Below are 17,817 nucleotides of genomic sequence, written 5' to 3' on the forward strand. Positions count from 1 at the left end.
AATCCACAACCTGTGGATAACCTACGTCGCCGGCGACCGCTAGGCTGAGGCCGCATCCAGCACTTCTACCAGGAGGAACCGACAGTGGCGCGCGTGATCGTCGATGTCATGCTCAAGCCGGAGATCCTCGACCCCCAGGGTCAGGCCATCGCCCGCGCCCTCCCGCGGCTGGGCTTCAGTTCCGTCGCCGACGTCCGCCAGGGCAAGCGTTTCGAGCTCGAACTGCCCGGCCCCGCCACCGAAGAGACCCTCGCGGAAGCCCGGAAAATAGCCGAAACCCTCCTGGCGAATACCGTCATCGAGGACTTCCACCTCCACATCGAGGAAGACGCCTGATTTTCGGAGAATGACAACCGCGTGATTTTGGTCGCGCGGTTGCGATTAGGCCTGATCCTCTGGGGAAGCACGTCTTAGTGACCTACGTCGAAGGGAGGGCCCCGGTGGACATCGAGTTCTCATTGGCTCTTCCGCGTGATGCGATCGGCATCCCGATGGTTCGTCGTGTGCTCGGGGATGCGCTGCGGTCGTTGGGCGTGACCGAGGAGTGCGTGTCGGACCTGCTGCTGGCTACCTCCGAGGCGTGCGCCAACGCCGTCAGGCACGGTGGGCCCGCGACGCGCTACCAGGTGCGGGCGGCCATCGACGACGACCGCTGCGAACTGCGCATCATGGATCGCGGGCATGGCCTGACCGCGATTCCGCAGCAGTATCCGTCGGGCGAGACCGAGAACGGCCGCGGGATCATGATCATGCAGTCGGTGGTGGACGAGATCTCGTTCGACATCACCCCGGGCAGCGGCACCACGGTCCGGCTGAGCAAGGAACTGGACTGGGACGAGGACGCGATCGCGCATCACCTGTCCCGGGATCGTCAGCTGGCCGCGGTCTGATCAGGACCCCCGCACTGAGCTCGGCGACCGTCCGATAACCTGAGGCGTACCGCCAAAGACTGCCGACCACCAGAGTCGGCGGCTTCTGCGTGTGCGTTGGGAGGGCCCTAAGTGATGCGGGTGGGCGTCGTCACCTTTCCCGGGACACTCGACGATCAGGACGCGGCTCGTGCCGTGCGGCTGGCCGGCGCGGAGGCGGTGCCGCTCTGGCACGCCGACCACGACCTCAGGGGGGTGGACGCGGTCTTCCTGCCCGGTGGGTTCTCCTATGGGGACTACCTCAGATGTGGGGCGATCTCGCGGTTCGCGCCGCTGATGGAGGAGCTGATCCCGGCCGCGAAGGCGGGGCTGCCCGTGCTGGGCACCTGCAACGGCTTCCAGATCCTCTGCGAGGCGCACCTGCTGCCGGGCGCGCTGACCAGGAACGCGGGGCTGCACTACCTCTGCCGTGACCAGGGCATCCGGGTCGAGAACAACGCCACCGCGTGGACCGGCCAGTTCGACCAGGGCCAGGAGATCCTGCTCCCGATCAAGCACGGCGAGGGCCGCTACGTCGCCGACGCGGCCACGCTGGCCGAACTGGAAAGGGCCGGCCGGGTGGTCTTCCGCTACACCGGCGGCAACCCGAACGGCTCGCTCAACGACATCGCCGGGATCTGCAACGAGGCCGGGAACGTCGTCGGCCTGATGCCGCATCCCGAGCACGCGGTCGAGGAACTGACCGGCGCGCCGAGCGTGGACGGGCGGGGCTTCTTCACCTCCATTCTCAAGAAGCTGGTGACCGCATGACCCTGGACAGCGTCAAGCGGGCGCTCCAGTCGCCGGACGAGCGCATGCCGTTCGCCGAACTCGGCATGAAAGAGGATGAGTACCAGCGGGTCAAGGAGATCCTCGGGCGGCGGCCGACGGGCTCCGAGCTGGCGATCTATTCGGTGATGTGGAGCGAGCACTGCTCGTACAAGTCGTCGAAGGTGCATCTGCGGCAGTTCGCCACCAAGGCCCCGGCGTCGGAGGCGCTGCTGGTCGGGATGGGGGAGAACGCGGGGGTCGTCGACATCGGTGACGGCTGGGCCGCCACGTTCAAGATCGAGTCGCACAACCACCCGTCCTACGTGGAGCCGCACCAGGGCGCGGCCACCGGGGTCGGCGGCATCGTGCGCGACATCATGTCGATGGGCGCCCGCCCGATCGCGGTGATGGACTCGCTCCGGTTCGGCGGCCTGGACCAGCACGACACCCGCCGGGTGCTGCCGGGCGTGGTGGAGGGCATCAGCCACTACGGCAACTGCCTGGGCCTGCCCAACATCGGCGGCGAGGTCGTGTTCGACCCTTGTTACATCGGGAACCCGCTGGTCAACGCGCTCTGCGTGGGCCTGCTGCGGAAGGACCAGATCAAGCTGGCGACCGCGCCAGGGCCGGGCAACAAGGTGGTGCTGTTCGGCGCCAGGACCGGTGCGGACGGCATCGGCGGGGCTTCCGTGCTCGCGTCGGCGACCTTCGAGGACGAATCCCAGGCCAAGCGGCCGGCCGTACAGGTCGGGGATCCGTTCATGGAGAAGCTGCTGATCGAGTGCTGCCTGGAGCTGTACCAGGCCGACGTGGTCGTCGGGATCCAGGACCTGGGCGCGGCCGGGGTGTCGTGCGCGACCACCGAGCTGGCCGCCAAGGGCACCGGCGGCATGGCCGTGGACCTCAATCTGGTTCCGCTGCGCGATCCGACGCTGCGGCCGGAAGAGATCCTGATGAGCGAGTCGCAGGAACGCATGATGGCCGTGGTCACGCCCGAGGACATCGCGGCGTTCATGGCGATCTGCGAGAAGTGGGACGTCCCGGCCACCGTGATCGGTGAGGTCACCGATTCGGGGCGCCTGACGATGACCTGGGACGGCGAGGTCATCGTCGACATCCCGCCCGGCACGGCCGCCGACGAGGGCCCGGTCTACCAGCGGCCCTTCCACGAGCCCGCCGGCCAGGCCGCCCTCAACACGCACGTCGAGCTGGCCCGCCCGGACGATCTGCGCGCCACCCTGCTCCAGCTGCTCGGCTCGGCGAACCTCTCCTCGCGGGAGTGGGTCACCTCGCAGTACGACCGGTATGTCCGCGGCAATACCGTGCTGGCCCAGCCGGCGGACGCGGGCGTGCTGCGCATCTCCGAGTCGATGCCCGGAGCCGACGAGACCACCCGGGGGATCGCCCTCGCCACCGATGGAAACGGGCGTTACGCGAAGCTCGACCCGTACGCGGGGGCGCAGCTGGCGCTCGCCGAGGCGTACCGGAACGTGGCCGTCACCGGCGCGACGCCGCTCGCGGTGACCAACTGCCTCAACTTCGGCTCGCCGGAGGACCCCGAGGTGATGTGGCAGTTCGCGGAGGCCGTGCGCGGTCTCGCGGACGCCTGCAAGACCCTCGGCGTCCCGGTGACCGGCGGAAACGTCTCCTTCTACAACCAGACGGGCGCGGCCGCGATCCACCCGACCCCGGTCGTGGGCGTGCTCGGCGTGATCGAGGACGTGGCCCGCCGGGTGCCGTCCGGCTTCACGGCCGCGAACCTGCGCGTGGTCCTGCTCGGCGACACCGCCGACGAGTTCGGCGGCTCCGAATGGGCTCATGTCGCCCACAACCACCTGGGCGGCCTTCCTCCGCGGGTACGGCTCGACGCCGAACGCGCCCTGGCCACCGTGCTCACCACGGCGGCCAAACGCGGCCTGCTGGCGGGTTCGCACGACCTGTCCGACGGCGGCCTGGCCGTCGCCCTGGCCGAGGCGTGCCTGGCCCGGGGGATCGGGGCGGCGGTGTCGCTGCCCGGCGAGGACGCTTTCGTGGACCTGTTCAGCGAGTCGTCCGCGCGGGCGCTGGTCTGCGTCGAAGCGGAGAAGTTCGCCGCGCTGGCCGAGCTGTGCGCCAACAACGAGGTCCCCTGCTACGGCCTGGGCGTCACCGGCGGCACGTCGCTGACCGTCGAGGACATCCTGGAGATCCCCATCGCCACGCTGCGGGAGACGCACCAAGCCACCCTGCCCGCGGTCTTCGGCTAACCCTTCGGAGGAGAGACATGTTCCGGCACATCGTGCTGCTGGCCTGGACCGCGGACGCCACCGCGGCGCAGAAGGCCGAAGTCGCCGCCCAGCTGGGCAAACTACCCGGCGCGATCCCGGAGATCCGGCGCTACGAGATCGGCGTGGACGCGGGCCTGAACGAGGGCAACCACGGGCTCGCGATCGTCGCCGAATTCGACGACGTCGCTGGGTATGTCGTTTATCGGGATCATCCCGTGCATCACGCGGTGATCGAGGAGTACATCAAGCCGATCGTGGCCGGTCGCGCGGCCGTACAGCACCAGCTTTAACAGCCAAAGACCGCCGCTCCGGTGGAGCGGCGGTCTTTCTGTTCCTAGAAGGCCTCTTCCGGGAGATCCATCAGCTCCTGGCCGGTGGCCATCAGCACCTGGCGCTCGGCGGACAGACGCGGCAGCACGGTCGTGGCGAAGAACGACGCCGAAGCCACCTTGCCGAGGTAGAAGTCCCGGTCGCGGTCGGATTCGCCGAGGGCGTTGAGGGCGACCTCCGCCTGGCGCAGCAGCAGCCAGCCGAGGATCAGGTCGCCGAGGGACATCAGGAAGCGGGTGGTGTTGAGGCCGACCTTGTAGACCTCCTTCGGCGTCTCCAGCGAGCCGATCGCCCAGCCGGCCATCGTGTCCGCCATCGTCTTGACGTCGTCGGCGGCCTGGTTGAGCAGGGCGCGTTCGACCTTCAGGCGGCCGTTGCCCGCCTGCGAGGCGGCGAACGCCTTGATGTCGGCGTGCAGGGAGCCGAGCGCGGCGCCCTGGTTGCGCAGGACCTTGCGGAAGAACAGGTCCAGGCCCTGGATCGCGGTGGTGCCCTCATAGAGGGAGTCGATCTTGGCGTCCCGGATGTACTGCTCGATCGGGTAGTCCTGCAGGAAGCCGGAGCCGCCGAGCGTCTGGAGCGAGCGGGTGAGCAGCTCGGAGGAGCGCTCGGAGCCGACGCCCTTGACGATCGGGAGGAGCAGGTCGTTCATCGCCTCCGCGTGGTGGTCCTCCGGGTTGATCTGGATGGCGTCCTGGAAGGTGGCCGTGTAGAGGACGAGGGCGCGCATGCCCTCCGCGTACGACTTCTGGAGCATCAGCTCGCGGCGTACGTCGGGGTGGGCGGTGATCCGTACCCTCGGGGCGGTCTTGTCCGTCATCTGGGTGAGGTCCGCGCCCTGGACCCGGTTCTTGGCGTAGTCGAGGGCGTTCAGGTAGCCGGTGGAGAGGGTGGCGATGGCCTTGGTGCCGACCATCATCCGGGCGTTCTCGATCACCAGGAACATCTGCTTGATGCCCTCGTGCACGTCCCCCACCAGGTAGCCGATGGCCGGGTGGCGCTCGCCGAAGGTGAGTTCGCAGGTGGTGGAGACCTTCAGGCCCATCTTCTTCTCGACGTTGGTGACGTACACGCCGTTGCGCTCGCCCAGTTCGCCGGTCTCCACGTCGACCAGGAACTTGGGCACCAGGAACAGCGACAGGCCCTTGGTGCCGGGGCCGTGGCCCTCGGGCCGGGCCAGCACCAGATGGTAGATGTTCTCCGCCATGTCGTGTTCCGCGCTGGTGATGAACCGCTTGACCCCTTCGAGGTGCCAAGTGCCATCCGCCTGCTGCACGGCCTTGGTACGGCCGGCGCCGACGTCGGATCCGGCGTCCGGCTCGGTGAGGACCATGGTCGCGCCCCACCGGCGCTCCACCGCGAGTTCGGCGAACTTCTTCTGCTCCTCGGTGCCGAGCAGGTGCAGCAGCCGCGCGAACGACGGGCCGCAGCCGAACATCCAGACGGCCGGGTTGGCGCCCATGACCAGCTCGCCGGCCGCCCACTGCAGGCTCCGCGGCGCGAGCGTGCCACCCAGCTCAACCGGGAGCTCCAGCCGCCACCATTCGGCGTCCATCCACGCCTGGTAGGACTTCTTGAAGCTCTCCGGCATGGTGACGCTGTTAGTGGCCGGGTCGAAAACGGGGGGATGCCGGTCACTGTCCTCGAAGGACGCGGCGATCGGGCCGATGGCCAGCCGGTTGACCTCGTCCAGGATGCTCCGGGCGGTGTCCTCGTCGATATCGGCGAACGGGCCGGTACCCAGGATCTCCCTGCGCCCGAAGACTTCGAAGAGGTTGAACTCCAAGTCCCGGATGTTGCTCTTGTAGTGGCCCATGACGACTCCTAGGGCTGGGGGTCTCCTACCAGCGAGTAACTCTACTGGAATGCTACCCATGAGTAACACCCGCTAAGCATGGTTATCTTGCGCTTATGGGTCAGTAGCCAGTCGGAAATAGTTCGCACAGCCCAATCGTTGGCGAGGTTAGAGGTTCCGGTTCGGGGTCTCCCGGACGAGGGTGTGCCGTACCCGGTTGAGCGAAGACGGCACGCAGAAACCGTGATCATGCATGGACTCGTTCAGATCATCGGCGCGATGTTCGTTCTCGGCGCCTTCCTGCTCACCCAGGCCAAGGTCATCGACGGCCGCTCGCGGCTCTACCTCGGGCTCAATCTGGTCGGCTCGGTGATCCTTACCTGGATCGCGCTGAGCAGCCAGGACTGGGGCTTCCTGCTGCTGGAGGGGGTGTGGGCGATCGTGTCCGCCGTGGGCCTGGTCAGGGTGGCGATTGGTGGTCGTTAATCCGATTGACGGTGTTTCGGGCGGTGCGCTTGGGTGGGCGCATGATGGAGATTCATACCGTGACGTTGGACTGCGCCCGGCCGTACGAGTTGGCCGAATGGTGGAGTGAGGCGATCGGGTGGCCGCTGGTGGACTCGGCGCCGGACGACGACGAGGTCATGCTGGAGAATCCGCACGGGCCGCCGCATGTGCTGTTCATCCGGGTGCCCGAGGACAAGACCGTCAAGAACCGTACGCATCTGGATCTGGCGCCGCAGGACGGCCGTACCCGGAATGAGGAGGTCGAGCGGCTGGTCAAGCTGGGGGCCACCGTCCAGGGTGACCACCGCCGGCCGGATGGAGCCGGCTGGGTGACCCTGTTCGATCCCGCGGGCAACGAGTTCTGCTTGGTCCGCAGTGCGGCGGAGCGCGTGATCTAGCGTCTCTAGCGCTTCTTGGCGTGTACGCGCATGGACTGGATGATCAGTGCGGTGATCAGGTAGATCATCGCGCCGCCACAGAGCGCGTCGAAAGCGGCTCCGAAGACGCCTTCCCGGTCGAGGATGAGCTGCACCGGGTACATCAGGATGGCCGATCCGGCGGCCGGGTAGAGCGCGAAGCGCCACGGGTGCTGGCGCGACCAGCGCCGGGCCTGCTGGGTTACCCGGTCTCCGTGGTCCGGCCTGGAGACCGCCCCGACTGCCGCGACCAGCGAGAACAGGGTGATGCCCACGCAGAGCACCCAGTTCAGGTCGACCGAGCCGGTGATCAGATCCACCAGCAGGCTGACCGCCGCGACGGAGCTTCCGGTCACGGCCGCGGCCTTCCAGGGAGCGCCGCGCAGCGCGGCGCCCGCCAGCGACATCTCATCGCGTCGTGTGAGTTCGTTCATGCCTTCAGACTGCCTCTCCGCCCGCTTTCGCCGCATCGGGGAAGTCCCTGACCGGCCCCTGACCCTGCTCGGGCATGCTGGTCGGCATGACCGACCTGATTTTCCGTGCGGCCCGGCGTGCTGATGTGCCGCGTGTGATCGAGTTGCTCAACGACGATGCGGTGGCGCGATCCCGGGGGGTTGTTCCTGAGGTGGGGGCGGGGCATTGGGCGGCTTTTGCGGCGATCGATGCTGATCCGAACAACGAGCTTGTGGTGGCGGAGATCGGGGGCGAGGTGGTGGGGACTTTTCAGCTGACTTTCATTCCGGGGTTGTCCAGGAATGGGGGTGAGCGCGCTCAGATCGAGGCGGTTCGGGTGGCGCGGGAGCATCGGAACCAGGGGATCGGGCGGGCGATGATGGTCTGGTCGATTGAGCGTGCCAGAGGCCGGGGGTGCGCTCTGGTTCAGTTGACCAGCGACAAACGTCGCGGCGAAGCCCATCGGTTCTATGGTTCGCTGGGCTTCGCCGCGTCGCACGAAGGCTTCAAACTTCAGCTTTTGTGAGCGGCTTCCGGGCTTCCGGCTGTCATATCGGCTTCGACTGCTTCGACTGTCGCGGGGTCCGCGGGGTCCGCGGGGGCGATTTCTACCCAGTTGTCGTGATAAAGCGGGCCTTTCGCCATGTCGGCGTCGGCTTCCTCGATGAGGGCGTTGGTGTTGGCGTTTCCGGGGCTGAGTTTGAGCCAGCGGCCCTTGGCCATCGCGGCCACCCCCGGCCGGACCTTGTCGGTAATTTCAACTTTCGCGGTGAGTTCGCCGTGGGCGTTGAAGACCCGGGCCGGCTGTCCGCTGGTCAGGCCGCGGGACGCCGCGTCGCGCGGGTTCACGAGCACCGTCGGGTCCTTCGAACGACGCAGCAGCTCCGGGTTGTTGGCGAAGATCGTGTTGAGGAAGGTGTGTGAGGCGGGGGTGATCAGGGTGAGTCTGGTGGAGACTTCGCTCGCCGTCCGGGACGGGACATAGGTCGCGACCCGGGAGTGACCGGCGGCTTCGGCTAGGTCGGAGACGAACTCGAGCTTGCCGCTCGGCGTGGGGAAACCCTCGGTGAACGGGACGAACGGGGTGGGCACGTCGAGCCGGACCCAGCCGTCCTTGCGGAGCTGGTCCAGGTTGACGGCCGGAGCTCCGGCCAGCAGTTGCTCGGCCAGTTCCAGATCGGAGTCGTACAGGGCGGGCTCGGTCAGGCCCATCGCGCGGGCCAGGCGGCGGAAGGTCTCCGTGGTCGACAGGCACTCGCCCGGGGGCTCGACGGCGGGTTCGTTCCAGACCAGGTACATGTGGCCGTACCCGGAGTGGAGGTCGGCGTGCTCGGTCTGCATGGTGGCGGGGAGCACGATGTCGGCGTAGTCCACGGTGTCGGTCGGGAACTGCTCCATCACCACGGTGAACAGGTCCTCGCGGAGCAGCCGCTGCCGGATGCGGTTCTGGTCGGGGGTGGAGCCCATCGGGTTCGCCGCGTACACCCATAGGCATTTGACGGACTCGTCCAGTTCGTCGGCCAGGCGGGTCATCGTCAGGCTGCGTACCGGTCCGGGCAGCAGGTCCTCGCGCGGGTCGACGGTGAGCGGGACGTACGCGGAGGTGGAGTAGGCGATGCCGCCGCCGGGGTGCCGCCAGTCGCCTGTGACGCCGGGGATGCAGGCGATCAGGCGCATCGCGGAGCCGCCGCCTCGGTGGCGTTGCAGGCCCATGGTGGCGCGGATGCCGGTGGGGCGGGTGTGCGCGAGCCGTACCCCGAGAGCACGGATGTCCGCTTCGGGCAGGCCGGTGAGCTCGGCTACCCGGCTCGGCGGATATTGCAGGATTTCTGCCTTGAATTCATCCCAGCCGAGCGTGTGGTTCTCCAGGTAGTCGCGGTCCTCCGCGCCCTCCTCCAGGACCACGTGGAGCAGGCCGAGGGCGAGCGCGCCGTCCGTGCCCGGACGGATCGGCAGGTGCTCGTCGGCCTGCTCGGCCGTCCGGGTGCGGATCGGGTCGATGGCGACCACGTGCGCGCCCGCCGCGCGGGCGTCCTGCACGAACTTCCACAGGTGATGCCCGCTGGTCAGCGTGTTCGTGCCCCAGAGCAGGATCAGCTTGGAGAGCGCGAAGGTCTCCGGGTCCATCCCGCCGGCGGTCCCGTTGGTGAAGCGCAGCCCGTCCCGTCCCGCCCGCGAGCAGATGTTCAGGTCATGGTTGGACGCACCGAGCACGTTCCAGAACCGCCGCCCGGCTTCTCCGGTCTCGCCCTGGATGTAGCCGAGCGTCCCCGTGCCCTGGTACGGCCAGATGGCCTCGCCGCCGTGCTCGTCGACGATCTCGGCGAGCTTCGCCGCGCAGATGGCCAGCGCCTCGTCCCAAGAGATCCGCTCGAACTGCCCGGATCCCTTGGGACCGACCCGCTTCATCGGGTAGAGGATGCGATCCGCGGCTTTGGTGTGCTCCAGATAACGATTGACCTTCACGCACAGCGCGCCCCGCGTGAACGGATGATCACGATTGCCCCGCAGCGCGACCGACTTCCCATCCCGTACGGTCACCACCCACGAACACGTATCCGGACAATCAAGCGGACATGCCCCCAGCACCTGTAACTCCATGGGCCAACTGTACGAGTGGCGCAATCGTGGTCGCACTAGCGGTCGTGGAACGCGTACTGGCCCACCACATGGGCGAGAGCGTCGGCGTTCACGTCGAGCGCCGCCAGGTCGACGTTCTTGATCGTGTCGCAGACCTGGTGGTAGCAGGGGTCCAGCGGAGCGTCCGCGATCCCGCCGAAGAACGCCACCTGCTCCGCGGTCTTCCGGTCCTCGGCCCCGGTGAACAGACCGCCCGCCGGAACCCCTACCGCGATGAACGGCCCGTAGTCCGACCGCCCGCTGAAATCGGTCCCCACATGGGGAAGGCTGCGGCTGTCAAAATACTCCTCGAACGTCCGCTCGATCTCCTCCGATCCGAGCGGTCCCGGCCCTTTCCCGATGAGATCGGAATCGTCACCATCGAAAATCCCATAAATGCCGTTAGGTGACGCGATCATATCGAAATTCAGATATAGCGCGATATTCTCGCGCTCCCGCTGGGGCAGCGCGCTCACATAGTGCAGCGACCCCAGCAAACCCACCTCTTCGGCACTCCACCACACCAACCGCACCGCCCGATCCGGTTGGAACCGGGCCAACCGCAACGCCAGCTCCAGGACCGCCGCGCTCCCGGACCCGTTGTCATTGACCCCCGGCCCCTCCGTCACCGAATCCAGATGCGCCCCCACCATGACCACCTCATCGGTACGGCCATGCGGCGTCTGCACGATGAGGTTCCGGGTCACCCGGCGCTCGCTCACCGTCGACGTGACCACCTCGACCTGCCCGTCCATCGCGCCGTCCTGCTTGCGCACCCCCACGACCGGCACCGTGGCCGGCAACTCAAGACCGCCCCGCAGGTCGCCCTCCCGGTCGTTGACGACCACGACCGCGGCGGCACCTGCGGCGACAGCGTTACTGATCTTCTGCTGGAATGTGCAGGTCCCCCGTACCACCTTCGCCACCGCACCCACCTCGAACCCGGCGAAATCCGTGGGCAGACAGCCCGCGGACGCGTCCCGGACCGGCCCCGTCACCCGTCCGGAACCTGAGTGCCGAATCGTGATCGCGCTGATCGCCTGGGGAGGTGCGGCAGGACCACCGGCGGGGTATTTGTTGGTGAGCTTTAGTTGAGCTGGGGCCAGTTCTTTGAAATACATGAACTCGAAAGGATCGGAGATGACCTCGTACCCGGCGGATTTCAACTGGCTTTCCACATAATCGGCGGATTCGTCATACCCAGGCGTCCCCGCCGCTCGGTTCCCCCCATTCCGATCAGCGATGTCCTGAAATGCCTGGAGATGGCGGACGAGATTGGTCCCCGACATCTCCTCGACCAACTGGGAGCTCGGATTGGTGTCATCTGCGTTCGCCGGACCTGGAGTGACGACGTTGACGGCCAAGGACAGCACGGCAGTGAGGAGCAGGCGCATATACATCCCCCGAGGGCGCGCGGACACGACCCGTGATGTGGTGATCAACAACAACCGGTCAACTATGCCGGGCGAGCAGGCCCGGCCGCTCGCCACGACTCCGGCGAGTCGCCACTCGGTGGCGGAACGAGATGATCAGCCACAGCCTGATCACGCACCGCGCGCGCTTCATAGAGTGGTAGGCAGTGGGCACGCAGGGGAGCACCTCACCGACGAGAGTCGATGCACATGACGTCGATTGTGGACACTAGTTATAAAGATCGCAGAGAATCACGGTGGTGAGGGGCATCAAGGAGAAGGACGAATCGGTGGGGGCTCCGGAACACGGAGTCGTCCTCGTCGTCGAGCCCCTGCTGCCCCAGCGCATCCGCCGCCCGTCCGACGCGATCCGGTTCCTGCTCACGCTGCTCGCCCTGGTCGCCGTGGTGCTGCTGGCGCTGGTCGCCCAGCGCACCCTCAACGGGCTGGAGACCGACGTCCAGGCCGGCACCGGCCGAGCGCCCGCGTTCCTGTCCTCGGTCGCCGGGCTGCTCGGCGGCATCGCCGTCCTGGTGGTGCCGGTCGCGTTCGCCGTCGAACGGGTGTTCCACCGCGACGGCATGCGCGTCGCCCAGGGCCTGATCGCCGCCATCCTGGCGCTGCTGCTGTCGTACTCGGTGGACGAATGGCTCATCTCCGCCGGTCCCGCCGACCTGATCCAGCTGCTCACCGGTGGCCGCGACGTCGAACCGCTCAACACGGTGCTCACGCCGGCCATCGCGTACGCCACCGCCGTGCGGATGTCGCGCCGCCCCCAGTGGCGCGCCCTGCTCTGGACGGCCCTGGCCCTCGACCTGTTCGCCCTGTTCACGGCCACCAAGGTCACCGCGCTCGGCGCGATCGTCACCTACCTCGTCGGCCTGGCCGTCGGCTACGCCACCCTCTACGGGATCGGCAGCGCCAACACCCGCCCGCCCGGCAGCGCCGTGGTGGCCGCCCTGCGCCGGCTCGGCTTCGGCCCGGTGAGTGCCCGCCGCATCGAGGACGACACCTCCGGCAGCCGCCGCTACGTGGTCGGCCTGGCCAACCAGAGCCGCCTCGACGTCACCGTGCTCGACCGCGACCGCCAGGTGGCCGGCGTCATGTACCGCCTGTGGCGGCGGCTCCGGCTGAACACCGAGACCCGCCGCCGGGCCATCCGCTCCCTGCGCGCCGAACTCGAACGCGAAGCCCTCATGGCGTACGCGGCGCAGGCCGCCGGCGCCAGCCTCCCCCGCCTCCTCGGCACCAGCGAAATCGGGACAGAAGCCGCCCTCCTCGCCTACGAACACCTGGACAGCCGCCCCCTCGCCGACCTCTTCGACGAGGAGATCGACGACGAACTCCTCGCCCAGACCTGGGAGCAGGTACGGCTCCTGCACGCCCACCGCCTGGCCCACCGGCACCTGACCGGCGAGAGCATCCACGTCGGCGCCGACGGCCGGATCGTCCTGGTCGACGCGCGCAGCGGCGAAATCGCCGCCGGTGACCTGCTGCTCCGCCTCGACATCGCCCAGCTGCTGGCCTACCTGGGCCTGCGCGTCGGTCCCGAACGTTCGGTCAAGGCGGCGACGGCCGTGCTCGGCGCGGACATGCTCGCCTCCGCGATGCCGCTGCTGCAGCGGATCGCGCTGGCCCGCGCCACCCGCGCCGCCACCCGCAAGGACAAGGAGCTGCTGCCCGCCCTGCGTGAGCACATCGTCGCGCTGAAGCCGCAGGCCGAGGTCGAAGAGGTCCGCCTCGAACGGTTCCGGCCGCGCACCCTCGTCACGATCATCGCCAGCGCGTTCGCCGCCTACCTGCTGCTGTCCCAGCTCAGCAAGGTCAACCTGGTCTCGGTGGTGACCAGCGCGAACTGGGCCTGGGGCGGGGTCGCCCTGGTCGCCGCCGCGGCCAGCTATGTCGCGGCCGCGGCGATGCTGCGGGGCTTCGTGCCCGAACAGCTGCCGCTCGGTCAGACCGTGCTCGCCCAGCTGGCCGGCTCCTTCGTCAAGCTGGTCGCGCCCGCGGCCGTCGGCGGCGTCGCGATCAACACCCGCTACCTGCAGAAACGTGGGGTGCCTTCGGGCGCGGCAGTGGCCAGTGTGGGGGCCTCCCAGCTGGTCGGCCTGATCTCGCACATCCTGCTGCTGCTCTTCTTCGGCTACCTGACCGGCACCCAGGCCGCGCCCTCGCTGACCCCGTCCCGGGGGCTGCTGGTGGTCCTGCTCGGGGTCGCCGTCCTGATGGTCGTCATCCTGGCCGTCCGCCCGCTGCGCCGGCTGCTCACCACCCGGATCCGCTCACTCTTCTCGGGCGTCATCCCGCGCCTGCTGGACGTCCTGCAGTCGCCCCGCAAGATCGTGGAGGCCGTCAGCGGCACGCTGCTGCTCTCCCTGATGTTCATCATCTGCCTGAGCGCCTGCGTCCGCGCCTTCGGGGCGGAGGTCAGCTTCGCCGCCGTCGCCGTGGTCTTCCTGGCCGGTAACGCCATCGGCTCGGCCGCCCCCACCCCCGGCGGCCTCGGCGCGGTCGAAGGCGCCCTCGCCATCGGCCTCACCTTCGCCGGCCTGGACTCACCGGTCGCCACCTCGGCGGTGCTGCTCTTCCGCCTGATGACCTTCTGGCTCCCCGTACTCCCCGGCTGGGCCTCCTTCACCTGGCTCCAACGCCATAACGCCTTGTAGCGACACAACGCCCTGCAGAGACACCTCGGCCCGGTGCGCGGATAACGCACCGGGCCGTCCTGGACAAGCTGTCGCCGGAAGCGGGCCTGTCCTGGACAGGTCATTGGCGCTGGAGCTGGGCCTGTCCTGGATGGGTCAGCTAGCGCGGGGAGCCGGGCCTGCCCTGGAGATCGCGAAGACGGTGGGCGGGCTCGGCGTCCATGGTCAGCCGGTGCTGGAGCCGCGCCAGAGATTGATGTTGGCGTCGACGGCGTCCTTGTCGATGGCGTCGAGTTCCTGGGAACTGAAGTCGAGCTGCTCGACCGCGGAGAGGCTGTCGTCGAGCTGCTTGACGCTGCTCGCGCCGATCAGCACCGAGGTCACCCGCTTGTCGCGAAGGGCCCAGGACAGCGCCATCTGGGCGAGGGTCTGGCCGCGCTGCTGGGCGATCTCGTTGAGCGTCCTGATGTGGCGCAGCGTGTCATCGGTGAGCAGGCCAGGGTCGAGCGACTTGCCCTGCGTCGCCCGCGACCCCTCCGGAATGCCGTTCAGGTACCGATCGGTCAGCATGCCCTGCGCCAGCGGCGAGAACGCGATGCAACCCACGCCCTCCGCCTCCAGCGTGTCCAGCAGCCCACCCTCGATCCACCGGTTGAGCATCGAATACGACGGCTGGTGGATCAGCAGCGGCGTGCCCATCTCCCGCAGGATGCCGGCGGCCTCCGCCGTACGCTCCGGCGAGTAGGACGAGATGCCCGCGTACAGCGCCTTCCCGGAACGGACCGCGTAGTCCAGCGCCCCCATCGTCTCCTCAAGCGGAGTCTCCGGGTCGAACCGGTGGCTGTAGAAGATGTCGACGTAGTCCACGCCCATCCGCGTCAGCGACTGGTCCAGCGAGGCCAGCAGGTACTTCCGCGACCCGAACTCCCCATACGGCCCCGGCCACATGTCCCAGCCCGCCTTCGTGGAGAGCACCAGCTCATCCCGGTACGGCCGGAAATCATCGGCGAAGATCCGCCCGAAGTTCGTCTCCGCCGACCCATACGGAGGCCCGTAGTTGTTGGCCAGGTCGAAGTGGGTCACCCCGCGGTCGAACGCCCGGCGCAGGATCGCGCGCTGGCTTTCGAGCGGTTTGTCGTCGCCGAAGTTGTGCCAGAGCCCCAGCGAGACGGCGGGCAGCTTGAGCCCGCTCCGCCCTGTCCGGTTGTACGGCATGGGCCCGTAGCGGTCGCCAGCGGCAACATAGGTCATTTCGATACTCCAACTCGGTCGAGGATCCAGGAAAGCGTGAACGCTTCCTCATGCCAGGCGTCGTAACGGCCACTCCGGCCACCGTGCCCGGCACCCATCTCGGTCTTCAACAGGAACGGCCCGCCCCGCGCGACCGCGCGCAGGCGCGCGACCCACTTGGCCGGCTCGTGGTAGAAGACGCGGGTGTCATTGAACGACGTGATCGCAAGGATCGGGGGGTAGGCGGCGTCGCGAACGTTCTCATACGGCGAGTACGACTTCATGTACGCGTACACATCCGCATTGTGCAGGGGATCGCCCCACTCGTCCCATTCGATCACAGTCAACGGCAGCGACGGATCGAGGATCGTGTTCAACGCGTCCACGAACGGAACCTCGGCCACGACCGCGGCGAACTTTTCCGGCGCCAGGTTGGCCACCGCGCCCATCAGCAGCCCGCCCGCCGACCCGCCCCGCGCGATGATCGGCCCCGACCAGTCACCGGACAGTCGGCGGGCGACCGCCACGAAGTCGGTGAAGGTGTTCTTCTTCCGGTCGAGCTTCCCGTCCTCATACCAGTGCCGCCCCATCTCCCCGCCGCCGCGCACATGCGCCACCGCGAACACGAACCCCCGGTCCAGCAGCGACAGCCTGGCCACCGAGAAGTACGGATCGATCGAGGTCTCGTAGCTCCCGTAGCCATACAGCAGCGTGGGGGCGGGCCGCGGCGTGCCCTTCCTGACGACGATCGAGATCGGAACCCTTGTGCCGTCCTCGGCGGTCGCCCACTCGCGGAACTGCTCGTAGTCCGCCGGGTCGTAACCCCCCAGCACCGGCCGCCGCTTCAACAGGATGAGCGCCCGACTCGCCAGCTCGAAGTCGTAAACCGAGGGAGGAGTGACCATCGACGTGTATCCCAGCCGAAGCCGCGACGTGACGAACTCCGAGTTCCCCGACGGCGCCACGTCATACAACGGCTCCGGAAACTCGATCTCATACGCCTCCGCGTCGTCGGGCAGGATGCGCAGGCCGGTGAGCCCGTCCCGGCGGAAGTGCACCACCAGGTGGGACGCGAAGGCGTCCACATCCAGCAGGCGGGTGTCAGCCCGATGCGCGATCACCGGAGTCCAGACGGCGGGATCGTCGACCGGCGCGCTCGCCAACTCGAAGTTCTCTGCGTTCTGGTTGTGCAGCACCAGAAAACGCTCGTTCTGGTGGTCGACGTGATACTCGATCCCGGTCTCCCGGGCGCGAACCACGGCGAACTCGCCCACGGGGTTGTTCGCGTCGAGGAACCGGACCTCGCTGGTGATCTTGCTGTGCGCGCCGAGGATCAGGAAACGTTCGCTCCTGGACAGTCCGATGCCGATCCAGAAACGCTCGTCGTCCTCCTGGAAGACCACGGGATCCTGGTCGGCCGAGCCCAGCGTGTGGCGGAACACCCGGTTGGGCCGCCACGCCTCGTCCACCATCGTGTAGAAGAACGCCGACCCGTCACCGGCCCAGGCGCCGCCGTAGAAGATCCCGGGGATCTCGTCACCGAGCACTTCACCGGTGCTCAGGTTCTTGAACCGGAGAGTGAACCGCTCATCCCCGGAGAAATCGGTGGAGTAGGCGAGCAGCGTGCCGTCCGGGCTCACCGAACTCGTGCCGATCGCGAAGAACGGGCTGTCGCCGGCCAGCTCGTTGCCGTCGAGAATGACCTGCTCGCCGGGCAACGACTCGCCGGGCGTCAGCACCGGCGGATCGTCGCCCTCGACCGCCACCCGGCACTGGAAGCCGTATTGCTTGCCTTCCTCGGTGCGCGAGTAGTACCACCAGGCGCCCTTGCGCGTCGGCACGCTGAGGTCGGTCTCCAGCGTCCGGCCCTTGATCTCCTGGAAGATCGAATCCTGGAGAGGCTTCAGATGCGCGGTGGCCTCGTTGGTATAGGCGTTCTCCGCCTCCAGATAGGCGACCGTGTCCGGATCGTCCTTCTTGATGAGCCAGGCGTAATCGTCGATCACGGTGTCGCCGTGATGCGTGCGCTCGGCCGGAATCGTCTTCGCCACTGGCGGCATGTCGCTGCTCACCCGGACACTCTATGTCTGGCGGATCTGCCCGTACGGCGACTCTGTCGGCCCCTGTGGATAACTCGCTTGGCTGTGGATGGAGGGGTGGAGATCCCGACGTCCACGGCGTTGTTCGTGCTGTGGCACTCGTGGGGGCTGCTAATGTTTCCTCGTCGGGTTCAACCGGCGCAATCCAAACTCCCTCACTTCGGTGGCGGTCGTTGGCGCGCTCGAATGATCACGACAATCCTTCGAAACCTGGCGGTTCGGAAGATCGGTTCGCAAGAGTCGATTCGGACTGGTAAGTTAGAGGGGTTGCCCCGGAAACGGGGTGGTCCGAATTCCCGCAGGGAGGCCGGGTCGGCGTCAAGGATCCTCTAGCAGGACGATTTGACAGCAGGCAGGCTGATCGT

General features: G+C 67.8%; 15 protein-coding genes and 1 riboswitch. Of the genes, 9 read left to right on the forward strand and 6 right to left on the reverse strand.

The genetic code is table 11. The features are described from left to right. Nucleotides 1–84 precede the first annotated feature (84 nt). From purS to Acor_RS20750, 5 genes are all read left to right on the forward strand, one after another. Nucleotides 85–336: a phosphoribosylformylglycinamidine synthase subunit PurS gene (gene purS / locus Acor_RS20730; RefSeq protein WP_155338351.1), complete on the forward strand. Its 252-nt coding sequence runs from the start codon at nt 85–87 to the stop codon at nt 334–336. Nucleotides 337–440: 104 nt separating this feature from the next. After that, the gene (locus Acor_RS20735) at nt 441–890 is read left to right on the forward strand and encodes an ATP-binding protein (protein WP_155338352.1); all 450 of its coding nucleotides are present in this window, start codon (nt 441–443) and stop codon (nt 888–890) included. Between the two features lie 114 nt (nt 891–1,004). After that, on the forward strand, nt 1,005–1,679 hold the full coding sequence (purQ, locus tag Acor_RS20740) for a phosphoribosylformylglycinamidine synthase subunit PurQ (protein ID WP_155338370.1): 675 nt from the start codon (nt 1,005–1,007) through the stop codon (nt 1,677–1,679). Next, a complete protein-coding gene (gene purL, locus Acor_RS20745) occupies nt 1,676–3,925 on the forward strand; it encodes a phosphoribosylformylglycinamidine synthase subunit PurL (protein ID WP_155338353.1) in 2,250 nt (749 codons plus the stop codon). Before purQ ends, purL begins: the two co-directional genes overlap by 4 nt. 17 nt (nt 3,926–3,942) lie before the next feature. After that, nucleotides 3,943–4,236 carry a Dabb family protein gene (locus tag Acor_RS20750; RefSeq protein ID WP_155338354.1) on the forward strand — a complete coding sequence of 98 codons (294 nt, stop codon included), beginning with the start codon at nt 3,943–3,945 and terminating at the stop codon, nt 4,234–4,236. A 44-nt stretch (nt 4,237–4,280) separates the two neighbouring features. On the opposite strand, the gene Acor_RS20755 is transcribed toward Acor_RS20750, so the two are convergent. Further along, nucleotides 4,281–6,092: an acyl-CoA dehydrogenase gene (locus Acor_RS20755; protein ID WP_155338355.1), complete on the reverse strand. Its 1,812-nt coding sequence runs from the start codon at nt 6,090–6,092 to the stop codon at nt 4,281–4,283. Nucleotides 6,093–6,240: 148 nt separating this feature from the next. Beyond that, a riboswitch (guanidine-III (ykkC-III) riboswitch) is annotated at nt 6,241–6,308 on the forward strand. A gap of 12 nt (nt 6,309–6,320) precedes the next feature. On the opposite strand from Acor_RS20755, the gene Acor_RS20760 reads away from it, so the two are divergent. Then, nucleotides 6,321–6,557, forward strand: a complete 237-nt coding sequence (locus Acor_RS20760) for a CBU_0592 family membrane protein (protein ID WP_155338356.1) — start codon at nt 6,321–6,323, stop codon at nt 6,555–6,557. Between the two features lie 41 nt (nt 6,558–6,598). After that, nucleotides 6,599–6,976: a VOC family protein gene (locus tag Acor_RS20765; RefSeq protein WP_155338357.1), complete on the forward strand. Its 378-nt coding sequence runs from the start codon at nt 6,599–6,601 to the stop codon at nt 6,974–6,976. Nucleotides 6,977–6,981: 5 nt separating this feature from the next. Here the strand turns inward: Acor_RS20765 and Acor_RS20770 are convergent, their stop codons facing one another. Further along, nucleotides 6,982–7,428: a hypothetical protein gene (locus Acor_RS20770; RefSeq protein ID WP_155338358.1), complete on the reverse strand. Its 447-nt coding sequence runs from the start codon at nt 7,426–7,428 to the stop codon at nt 6,982–6,984. 86 nt (nt 7,429–7,514) lie between these two features. Between Acor_RS20770 and Acor_RS20775 the strand changes: the two genes are divergently transcribed. Continuing rightward, nucleotides 7,515–7,973 carry a GNAT family N-acetyltransferase gene (locus tag Acor_RS20775; protein ID WP_155338371.1) on the forward strand — a complete coding sequence of 153 codons (459 nt, stop codon included), beginning with the start codon at nt 7,515–7,517 and terminating at the stop codon, nt 7,971–7,973. Here Acor_RS20775 and Acor_RS20780 read toward each other — a convergent pair. Together Acor_RS20780 and Acor_RS20785 are read right to left on the reverse strand one after the other, a co-directional pair. Further along, nucleotides 7,961–9,988, reverse strand: a complete 2,028-nt coding sequence (locus Acor_RS20780; protein WP_425542222.1) for a molybdopterin-containing oxidoreductase family protein — start codon at nt 9,986–9,988, stop codon at nt 7,961–7,963. The two genes, Acor_RS20775 and Acor_RS20780, sit on opposite strands and share 13 nt — an antisense overlap. 95 nt (nt 9,989–10,083) lie before the next feature. Continuing rightward, entirely contained in the window at nt 10,084–11,460 is a 1,377-nt protein-coding gene (locus Acor_RS20785; protein WP_170317014.1) for a M28 family metallopeptidase, read from the reverse strand. 278 nt (nt 11,461–11,738) lie between these two features. Here Acor_RS20785 and Acor_RS20790 point away from each other — a divergent pair, with 278 nt between their 5' ends. Next, a complete protein-coding gene (locus Acor_RS20790; RefSeq protein ID WP_246238844.1) occupies nt 11,739–14,144 on the forward strand; it encodes a lysylphosphatidylglycerol synthase transmembrane domain-containing protein in 2,406 nt (801 codons plus the stop codon). Nucleotides 14,145–14,348: 204 nt separating this feature from the next. On the opposite strand, the gene mgrA is transcribed toward Acor_RS20790, so the two are convergent. Next, nucleotides 14,349–15,374: an L-glyceraldehyde 3-phosphate reductase gene (gene mgrA / locus Acor_RS20795; protein ID WP_155338361.1), complete on the reverse strand. Its 1,026-nt coding sequence runs from the start codon at nt 15,372–15,374 to the stop codon at nt 14,349–14,351. Further along, nucleotides 15,371–17,425: a S9 family peptidase gene (locus Acor_RS20800; RefSeq protein ID WP_246238846.1), complete on the reverse strand. Its 2,055-nt coding sequence runs from the start codon at nt 17,423–17,425 to the stop codon at nt 15,371–15,373. Before Acor_RS20800 ends, mgrA begins: the two co-directional genes overlap by 4 nt. Nucleotides 17,426–17,817: the final 392 nt, after the last annotated feature.

It is taken from the genome of Acrocarpospora corrugata (assembly GCF_009687845.1).
Lineage (GTDB): Bacteria > Actinomycetota > Actinomycetes > Streptosporangiales > Streptosporangiaceae > Acrocarpospora > Acrocarpospora corrugata.

What these genes read in the sequence shown, in the direction of transcription:
- purQ (WP_155338370.1), top strand. Translation starts at nt 1,005, where the DNA reads ATGCGGGTGGGCGTCGTCACCTTTCCCGGGACACTCGACGATCAGGAC.
- purL (WP_155338353.1), top strand. Translation starts at nt 1,676, where the DNA reads ATGACCCTGGACAGCGTCAAGCGGGCGCTCCAGTCGCCGGACGAGCGC.
- Acor_RS20750 (WP_155338354.1), top strand. Translation starts at nt 3,943, where the DNA reads ATGTTCCGGCACATCGTGCTGCTGGCCTGGACCGCGGACGCCACCGCG.
- Acor_RS20755 (WP_155338355.1), bottom strand. Translation starts at nt 6,092, where the DNA reads ATGGGCCACTACAAGAGCAACATCCGGGACTTGGAGTTCAACCTCTTC.
- Acor_RS20760 (WP_155338356.1), top strand. Translation starts at nt 6,321, where the DNA reads ATGCATGGACTCGTTCAGATCATCGGCGCGATGTTCGTTCTCGGCGCC.
- Acor_RS20765 (WP_155338357.1), top strand. Translation starts at nt 6,599, where the DNA reads ATGATGGAGATTCATACCGTGACGTTGGACTGCGCCCGGCCGTACGAG.
- Acor_RS20770 (WP_155338358.1), bottom strand. Translation starts at nt 7,428, where the DNA reads ATGAACGAACTCACACGACGCGATGAGATGTCGCTGGCGGGCGCCGCG.
- Acor_RS20775 (WP_155338371.1), top strand. Translation starts at nt 7,515, where the DNA reads ATGACCGACCTGATTTTCCGTGCGGCCCGGCGTGCTGATGTGCCGCGT.
- Acor_RS20785 (WP_170317014.1), bottom strand. Translation starts at nt 11,460, where the DNA reads ATGCGCCTGCTCCTCACTGCCGTGCTGTCCTTGGCCGTCAACGTCGTC.
- mgrA (WP_155338361.1), bottom strand. Translation starts at nt 15,374, where the DNA reads ATGACCTATGTTGCCGCTGGCGACCGCTACGGGCCCATGCCGTACAAC.